The sequence below is a fragment of the Robiginitalea sp. genome, assembly GCF_049588695.1.
In the GTDB taxonomy this organism is placed as follows: Bacteria; Bacteroidota; Bacteroidia; order Flavobacteriales; family Flavobacteriaceae; genus Robiginitalea.
In genome coordinates, this window is record NZ_JBAVZJ010000298.1 from 1 (window position 1) to 9,149 (window position 9,149).

The 9,149-nt window shown below is 47.7% G+C and carries 8 protein-coding genes; 6 read left to right on the forward strand and 2 right to left on the reverse strand.

Features of this window, described 5'->3' with window-relative positions; all coding sequences use genetic code 11:
• From WBV75_RS07375 to WBV75_RS07400, 6 genes are all read left to right on the forward strand, one after another.
• The coding region (locus WBV75_RS07375; RefSeq protein WP_424119987.1) for a WD40/YVTN/BNR-like repeat-containing protein at positions 1-1,626 on the forward strand (1,626 nt) is incomplete at its 5' end.
• Between the two features lie 35 nt (positions 1,627-1,661).
• Complete coding sequence (locus WBV75_RS07380) at positions 1,662-3,608, forward strand: alpha/beta fold hydrolase (RefSeq protein ID WP_424119988.1); 1,947 nt, start codon at positions 1,662-1,664, stop codon at positions 3,606-3,608.
• A gap of 13 nt (positions 3,609-3,621) precedes the next feature.
• Positions 3,622-4,377, forward strand: a complete 756-nt coding sequence (locus WBV75_RS07385) for a DUF2490 domain-containing protein (protein WP_424119989.1) — start codon at positions 3,622-3,624, stop codon at positions 4,375-4,377.
• Positions 4,378-4,435: 58 nt separating this feature from the next.
• A complete protein-coding gene (locus WBV75_RS07390; protein ID WP_424119990.1) occupies positions 4,436-5,656 on the forward strand; it encodes an alpha/beta fold hydrolase in 1,221 nt (406 codons plus the stop codon).
• Positions 5,657-5,809: 153 nt separating this feature from the next.
• A complete protein-coding gene (locus WBV75_RS07395) occupies positions 5,810-6,397 on the forward strand; it encodes a superoxide dismutase family protein (protein WP_424119991.1) in 588 nt (195 codons plus the stop codon).
• A gap of 439 nt (positions 6,398-6,836) precedes the next feature.
• Positions 6,837-8,021 (forward strand): LETM1-related biofilm-associated protein, encoded by a 1,185-nt coding sequence (locus tag WBV75_RS07400; RefSeq protein WP_424119992.1) that lies wholly within the window; start codon positions 6,837-6,839, stop codon positions 8,019-8,021.
• 70 nt (positions 8,022-8,091) lie between these two features.
• Here the strand turns inward: WBV75_RS07400 and WBV75_RS07405 are convergent, their stop codons facing one another.
• Both WBV75_RS07405 and WBV75_RS07410 read right to left on the reverse strand, forming a co-directional pair.
• Positions 8,092-8,847 (reverse strand): LytR/AlgR family response regulator transcription factor, encoded by a 756-nt coding sequence (locus tag WBV75_RS07405; protein WP_424119993.1) that lies wholly within the window; start codon positions 8,845-8,847, stop codon positions 8,092-8,094.
• Positions 8,848-8,906: 59 nt separating this feature from the next.
• Positions 8,907-9,149: 2TM domain-containing protein (locus WBV75_RS07410; protein ID WP_424119994.1), on the reverse strand; the 243-nt coding region annotated here is incomplete at its 5' end.

A 9,149-nucleotide genomic window follows, 5' to 3' on the forward strand; every position in this document is an offset into this window, starting at 1 on the left:
CAAAAACAAAGCGACAGCGGTGGCCTCACCATGGATGCCACAGGGGCAGAGAACCACTGCACCATACTGGTCATCGAACCTTCTCCTGTTGAAAAGGATATGCTCTGGGTGGCCTCCGATGACGGAAGGGTACATTACACCCGGGATGGCGGACAAACCTGGACAGAGGTTACAGCGAATATCAAAGGCCTGCCCGCGGGAAGCTGGATTCCACAAATCCGGGCTTCTCAAACGGAAAAAGGGGAAGCCCTTCTCGTTGCCAATGACTACAGGCGCTACAATTATACACCCTATGCCTATCGTACGCGGAATTATGGCAAGACATGGGAGCGTATCGCGGATGAGAAGGACGTCAAAAGCTATGTCCTCTCCATAATAGAGGATCCTGAAAACCCGAGCCTGATGTTTATGGGTACCGATGACGGGCTGTATTTTTCTATGGACGCGGCAGTTACGTGGCAGAAATGGACACACGGATTTCCCACGGTATCGACAAAAGACCTTGTAATCCATCCACGTGAGCACGATTTGGTCATTGGTACTTTTGGCCGCGCCGCCTGGGTACTCGATGATATCCGCCCCTTGAGAGCCATGGCATCAGACTCCGATATCCTCACTAAAGATATCAGTGTTTTCACCCCTCCCACAGCTTACCTGGCCGCGAGCCAGCAGGCCAATGGCACCCGCTTCGGAGCTGATGCGATCTTCAATGGCACCAATCGCAACCGGGGCGCCATGATAACGTATTACCTTAAGGAAGGTGCCGATGCCACGAAACCAAAAATGGACGGGTACAAAGAAGGGGAAGATACTCCTGAAGATACGGAAGAGGGAGCTGAAGAAACTCCAAAGGACGAGGCTGCATCTAAGGACAGCGTCTTTGTCAGAATCTACGATCAGGACCGGTTGATCCGGACCCTGAAGTACAAAACACCTGATTCTGCCGGTTTGCACCGGGTATACTGGCGCCTGGATGAAGCGGGACCCGACCGGCCTTCGCGCACCCTTCAAAAACGCAAAAGAGAACCGGGAGGAGTTGACGTTATGCCCGGCACATATCGCGTGGAGGTCAGCCTTGGGGAGGTATCCGACCAGACCCAACTGGTCGTGGAATCCGACCCGCGCTTTGAGGTAAGCCCAGCCGCTTTAGAGGCCCGGTATACGGAGGCCAAAAAGCTGGATACATACTTGCAGACTTCAGCGGACGCCGTCAAACAGCTTGTGGAGAGCAAAAAGGTTGCAGATACCTATGCCAAAGATTTGAAAGGATTGGATAAAGAAAAGTACAAGGCCCAAATAAAGGCTTCCAAGGAAATCAGTACTAAAATTGACTCCCTCCTCGCCACGTATATTGGGAAGGAAGATAAGCGACAGGGTATTACCAGAAATCCGGAGATGACGGTAACCCGGCGTATCTACAATGCGTATGGCTATGTACAAAGCCGCCCCGATGGAATGACCTCCACTGAGCAGCGATTGATTGAGTACGCCGGGAATGATTTGAAAAATGCCCTGGCGGAAACCAATGCCTTCTTTGCCAACGGCTGGAAAGCCTATCAGCAGGAAATGGAAGGCCTGGACCTTTCCCCTTTCAAAGAAACAGAAACGTTTCTCCTTGAAAAATAATGAGACTTAAAACCAAAAAATTGAACTTTACAGACATGAAAGACTTCCTTTGGGTACTTGTTGCCGCCCTGCTTTTTACGGGCTGCAAACAGGAAAGCGAAAAACAGGAGACCGCCGTAGTACCTGCTTCCTACACCATTGAACAGATGATGGATAATGAAAATGTCGGAGGGGGAAGCTTCGCTCCGGATAATTCCAAACTGCTGATTTCCAGCAATCGTTCGGGTATTTATAATATGTACACCGTACCGGCAGGTGGTGGGGCGCTCACCCCTGTAACCGAATCTGACAGCGCTTCGGTTTTCGCCATTTCATATTTCCCTGAAGACAGCCGGAAACTCTTCCGTATGGACGACAATGGGAATGAAATCTATCATATTTTCCTGATGGACGAAGAAGGGAACTCCCAGGATTTGACGCCATGGGAAGGTGCCCGTTCACTGTTTTATCGGTGGTCCGAGGATAAGAAATCGTTCTTTTTTGCGTCGAACCAAAGGGATAAGCGCTACAATGATCTCTATAAGATGGATGTGGAGTCCCTCACTCCCGAATTGATCTTTCAGAATGAGGAGGGCTATACCCTGCAGGCCATCACCAAAAATGAAGCTTACCTCGCCCTGGGAAAAACGATAAACACCAATGACAGCGACCTTTTTCTCTACGAGATTTCCTCGGGGAAACTGACAAAAATAAACGAGAATCTTTCGTCAAATTCAGCTGAAGACTTTACCCCGGATGACAGCGCCCTGCTCTACACCACAGATGATGGAGGGGAATTTTCTTATCTGATGTCCTACGATATTTCCGCTGGCACACGTAAAAAGGTGTCGGAAAAGGAGTGGGATATTACAGGGAGTTATTTTACCGATAAGGGTACTTATCAGGTGACCTATACCAATGAAGATGCAAAAAACGCTATCGAAGTGACTGAAGTAGCCACCGGGAAACCCCTGGAGTTACCAGCTATTGATGGAATGGATGTCAACAACGTCGGGTTTTCAGCAGATGAAACCCTAATGCGGTTTTATGCAGGAGGGTCCAACAGTCCTTCGAACCTCTATGTCTACAACCTGGAATCCGGGGAGGTTACACAACTCTCAGACGTGTTGAACCCGGAAATTGCTGCTGGCGATCTGGTGAAAGCCGAAGTCATACGGTATGCATCCTTTGACGGCCTGGAGATCCCTGCCATCTATTATCGGCCGCATCAGGCCAGTAAATCCGATCCGGTACCTGCGCTCGTGTGGGTGCACGGGGGGCCGGGAGGACAATCCAGACAGGGCTTCAACCCGCTTATACAATACCTTGTAAACCATGGATACGCAGTACTGGCGGTGAATAACCGGGGAAGTTCCGGATATGGCAAAACTTTTTACAAGATGGACGACCTGAACCACGGAGACAAAGATCTAAAAGACTGTATTGCCGGAAAAGACTGGCTGGCTTCGCAGCCCGGAATTGACGGGAAAAAGATTGGTATTATCGGAGGCTCTTACGGCGGGTATATGACCATGGCTGCCCTTACATTCGCTCCGGAGGAATTCGATGTTGGGGTCAATATTTTTGGGGTGACCAACTGGATTCGTACCCTTCGCTCTATTCCTGCATGGTGGGAATCTTCCAGGATAGCCTTGTACAAGGAACTGGGTGATCCCTATAGCGCTGACTCCGTAAGGCTTGAAGCCATTTCTCCCCTCTTCCATACCGAGCGGGTCACTAAACCTTTAATGGTCCTTCAGGGGGCTAAGGACCCCAGGGTACTCCAGGTGGAATCCGATGAAATCGTCGCCGGAGTACGTCAAAACGGGGTGCCTGTGGAATATGTACTCTTTGACGATGAAGGTCATGGATTTTTGAAAAAGGAAAACCAGGTTAAGGGATATAGTCAGATCCTGGAATTTCTGAATGTCCACTTAAGAGAGGATCCCGGGGTCCCTATCCGGGATGACGCTATGGAAGATGGTAAACTCCAATCCCAATAAACCCTTGCTTCATATGAGTCCTAAACGATTTAAAATGACCCGGGCAGGTACTTTGAGCCTGGTACTTGCACCTGTCCTGTTTTTTCTCTTGACACATACACAGTTAGGTGCCCAACAGACTGGAGAAGATGAATTGGGTGCCTGGTATATGTATTTTGGAATGAACCGGCTGGCTGAGCGCTGGAGCCTGCATACCGAAGCCCAATGGCGGTTTTATGAGGTGGATCGCAATTTTAACCAGCTGCTGCTGCGGACCGGAATAAACTACCATATAGATAAAACGGCCATCGCCACCCTGGGATATGCCTATATCGATACTGACCCGACCTTCGAGGATAGTCCCGCAATGGACGTACCTTTTGCGGGCAACCAGATTTCAGAAAACCGGATTTTTCAACAATTTATCCTAACCAATAAGGTGTGGGAATTTAATTTTGAACACCGCTACCGCCTCGAACAACGGTTTATAAATTATCAGGGGGAAAACACCACCCTTCACAGGGCCCGATACCGATTGCAACTAACCCTGCCCCTTACGGATACTTTTTTTATCAACCTCTACGATGAGATTTTTATCAACCTGCAGGATGAACCGTTTGACCAAAACCGACTCTATGCGGCTCTGGGGGTACGCATCACTGAAAATAGCAGTATTCAAATCGGCTATTTAAAAAATCACTTCAGGACGACCAATTTTGACCGCCTGCAATTCGCCCTTTTTTACAACCCGGATCTCAGGGGGCTTTTTAATAAGGAACCCTTAAACTAAAGGGCTTCGGTTAGTCATCTCCCTTCTTTTTGCGAACTTAGTAGCAAAAGTTCATTGGATGAAGACCGAAAAAGTCCATTTCGAAAATGCCAGGGGAGACCAGCTCACGGGGAGGTTGGCGTTACCGCCTGACCAACATCCCCATAACTTCGCCATTTTTGCCCACTGTTTTACCTGCACCAAGAACCTCATTGCGGTAAGGCAGATCAGCGACGCCCTGGCCCGGGAAGGTTTCGGGGTTTTGAGATTTGATTTTACGGGCCTGGGCGAGAGTAGCGGTGATTTTTCACAGACAAATTTCTCGGGCAATGTAGGAGACCTTAAAGCTGCATCTGCCTTCCTCGAAAGTGAGTTTCAGGCCCCGAGCCTGCTTGTGGGGCATTCCCTGGGGGGTGCCGCTGTGCTCATGGCAGCCTCCAATCTGCCTTCGGTACGGGCAGTAGCTACGCTTGGCGCTCCCTCTGAACCTCAGCACGTAACCCATTTATTGCGTTCCAGCCTGGAGGAAATTCAATCTGAAGGCCGGGCCAGAGTACAAATAGGCGGACAGGGGTTCACCATTGAAAAACAGTTTCTGGATGACCTGCAGGCCCATGTACTACCCGAGGTGGTCAAAAATCTCGGTCGCGCCCTGCTCATCCTCCATTCTCCTCAGGACCAAATTGTGGGAATTAAAAATGCCGAGGAAATCTACCTTTCTGCCCGCCATCCAAAAAGCTTTGTAAGCCTCGATGGTGCAGACCACCTTCTCGGCAATCGATCTGACGCGCTTTATACCGGAAAGGTGATTGCAAACTGGGCGAGTCGGTATGTGCCCTGGCCAAAACCTGAAAAAATCAAAAGCGACCATCAGGTTGTTGCACGTCTCGAACAGGAAGATGAATTTACTACAGAGCTCAAAGTGGGTAATCACTATTTGACGGCTGATGAGCCTGTTGAGTTCGGAGGGAACGACTTTGGGCCTTCTCCTTATGAATTTGTGTCTGCGGGCCTTTCGGCCTGCACCTCCATGACCTTACAGATGTACGCCCGCAGAAAGGGTTGGCCTTTGGAAGCGGTAGAGACCCATACCTCATACAGCAAGGAGCACGCGGCAGACTGTGAAGATTGCGAGACTAATTCAAAATCTAAGATCGATACCTTTCGAAGGGAAATACGACTCATCGGACCCCTGGATGCAGGCCAGAATAAGCGCTTAATGGAAATTGCGGATCGCTGCCCGGTGCACCGTACCCTGGATTCCATTACAGAAATTAAAACAAAACAGGTTTCTGAATAAAAACCCCCTGAATGTAAGTGGCTGAATAAGGCCATTAGTGCCCGCGGGTGCTTAGTTTCGGGTGTATGAAATTACAGGGATCTTCTACAATCATAGGAGTAATTGACTTCGACGCGTATATTCCTTATCTTTTCACCTCACTAAAACAAGACCATGAAAAAACTAAATATGATTTGTCTGAGCCTGCTTCTGGGCACAGCACTGAGTTGTAAGGAGGCCAAAAAAGATGCAGAAAACGTTGCTGATGAAGTAGAAGAAGCCGTCGAAATCGCTGTTGAAGAAGTAGAGGAAACCGTAATTTCATTCCAGATGGAACCCAAAAGCGAGAGCAATGTGCAAGGGATGGTAAAATTTGTTGAAAAGGACGGGCAGGTAGCGATGTCGGCAACATTTTCGGGCCTTTCGCCCGGAGAGCACGCCATCCACATTCATGAGAAAGCGGACTGTTCTTCAGCCGACGGGAAATCAACAGGAGGGCACTGGAATCCTACCGCAGAGCCACATGGAAAATGGGGAGATGCCGGAGGTTTTCACAAAGGAGATATCGGAAACTTTCTCGCCAATGAAGACGGGAGCGCAGAAGTAAGCTTTGAAACCGATGCATGGTGTATTGGATGTGGGGATCCGAACAAGGACATCCTCGGCAAAGCTGTGATTGTGCATCAGGGAATGGATGATTTTACCTCCCAACCCAGTGGAGCCGCCGGGGCGCGAATTAGCTGTACCGGTATTATAGAATAAAAAATAGTGATTAATGTTCAGGAAGCCGTCTCAATACCGGGGCGGTTTTTTTTTAGCCCGATTCAAGGCCTGATGGGCCAAATAGAGTTTCACCCCGAGTGCACCCATTATTACAATCCAAAGCAAGAATAAAAAGAATTCCATATTCACTGTATTTTTTCTTCAAAGCCGATACATCGTTCCGACTTTAAAAACTGATATCCTGGTAAAAACCCGGATTCTCAAAGTGTTCAGAAGGTAAAAATAGCACAACAGATGGTTCAGGTAACTGCTAAAAATTAATAGAAAAGGGGGCTTAATCGCGAATTTTAAGCCGAATTACTGCGGGAAGCACTTCAAAACGGTTCTCCGGGAATCCACAAGGACCCCGTGCTTTGATCGAAAAAGGAGATGCGGTATCCTTTTTTCCGCTATTTTTGGAGGCCTAATTCATACATTCATGAACCCATCAGCCCTTGGGTGGATTGACAAATTTGGTGCATTACGGACGACAGAAACCCTCGCTTACAGGGATTTAGATGCCCTGGACGCCGATCTGCGCTCCTGCGGATTTATGTATGGCATTAACGTTGGAATCCCGGGGTTTATAAAACCCTCCTACCCTCTTTCTCAGGATGAAAAAGCCAAGGTCAATTTACTCACAGGCCTCTATTGCAGTCATCTTCTGATCTTCCCGGAAGCATCCTATGCTGATTTCCTGGGTAGCGTTAGGCTGTTTTACAAAGAATTAGAACTCGGCCAACCCAACCTGCTCCAGAAAATACTGCAGAGCGGTAAGACCTCCGTTCAGTTGGAGAAAATTCTGGACTCCAGGGTGTATTTGGGGGAACCCATACTTAGCAGAACATTTAACTCAATGATTACCAATGTTTTACTACCTATTGACGTTCTGGTGTACCGGGCATTTCTCAAAGGGGAGGATCAACTAAAACAATATGCAGGAACGCTAGAATCCCTCGTCATCAATATTATCTACCATTCCCTGGATTCGGAATCCCCCTCGGAGCACCGGAAAAAGCTGCGGGATGCCTTTGAGAATTCACGTACTTATTTAGGGGTAAAGCATCCCGGATCTTTCAAAGAATTCAAAAAACTCCTGGAGGACTACAGAGGAACGGATGCAGCCCATTACTTCCTGGATATAGCTGCCCTGACGGTTCTCGAACAGGACAGACCGGATACCCGCCAGCAGCGTTATGTACTCAAACATGGTACTGCCCTGGGTTTCCATAAAAAAGAAATCGCAGGGGCGTTGAGGGATATTCAGGCATTTTTCAGGTTGCACAGCAAGGAGGTGTATTTCCTCAGGGAAGCTGTCCCGGGATCACAATACTATGAGAGTATGGCCCGGATGGTAGACCGACTGATCAGCAGAAACAGCAAACGCCTGAGAAAAGAATTATCCCAAAGTAAAGAACTGATGCTGCTCCTATCGAAATCCACGGTTCGGGAATTAAATGCAGATGAGAAAAAGAAGGTGCAGAAACAGCTGCTGGACATCTTTAAAAGCATTCCTTCCCTGGCCATTTTCCTCTTGCCCGGAGGGGTTGTGCTGTTGCCTATTTTTATAAGCCTAATCCCCAAACTCCTCCCGTCTTCCTTTGATGAAAATCGGGTAGATTAGGTAAAAAAGCTATTATAGTTTTTTTCTATGGTAAGTATTAAAGTATTATTTATCAGTATTTTATATTATTTTATTCCAACCATAACTTAAAGTCCTTTACGCGTTCCCTACTCACGATAATTTCCTGTTCATTAAACCGGTTCAGTTTCACTTTCAGACGGGAATTCGAATACGCAATAATGTCTGCGATATGGTTGACCTGCACATAAAATTTACGGCTGACCCGAAAGAAATGCTCGGGTGACAATTCCTCTTCCAATTGCTCAAGTGTGGTGTCGAGAAGGTAAGAACGTCCTTCGGTTGTAGCAGCATAGGTCCCCTTATTTTCACTATAGAAACATTCGACTTCCTCTGTTGGAATGATTTTTATATGCTGCCCTACGCGAGCGGTAAATCTATTTTTGTATTCCCTTCCTACAGGATTGACCAGCAATTTCCGAATGTCTTCGAAATCGATGCGAACCTCAGCATTATTTCCTCCAAGCGTGCGGTACTTCACCAGTGCTGCTTCGAGCTCTTCTTCATCGATGGGTTTTAATAAATAATCAATACTGTTGAGCTTAAAAGCCTGTAAAGCATATTCATCATATGCAGTCGTGAAGATAATGGGACTGCGGACGGCTACCTGGTCAAAAATTTCAAAAGAAAGACCATCCGAAAGTTGAATGTCCAGAAAAATGATATCGGGAGCCGTATTCGCCTTAAACCAGGCAATGGACTCGGCTACAGAGTGCAACATTTGGGCAACCTCTATGTTGCGGGCCTCCAGAAGGCGGCTTAATCGCCTGGCTGAAGGCTTTTCATCTTCGATTATCAGTGCTTTCATCCCTATGGGTTAAGTGTACTATACATGTAATACTTGTCCTGTGCGACCGGAGCAGAGCCCTATTTAAACCGTTCGGATTCCTTGCGGTCTTCATCCATATACTTCTGAATCATGCGGTTTTCCCAGGCTTTCCCGAAAAATGGGTTTAACCTGAAGGTCACCATAGCATGAATCAGGAGCCCCAGTCCCCAGAAAATAGCGGTTGAAAAATTATACCAGCGCAGGGTGATGGTTTCCTTGTCAGACTGGGACATCAACATGACTACAATGATAAAGGTGTTGATAATTAAGTAAACCGTCAG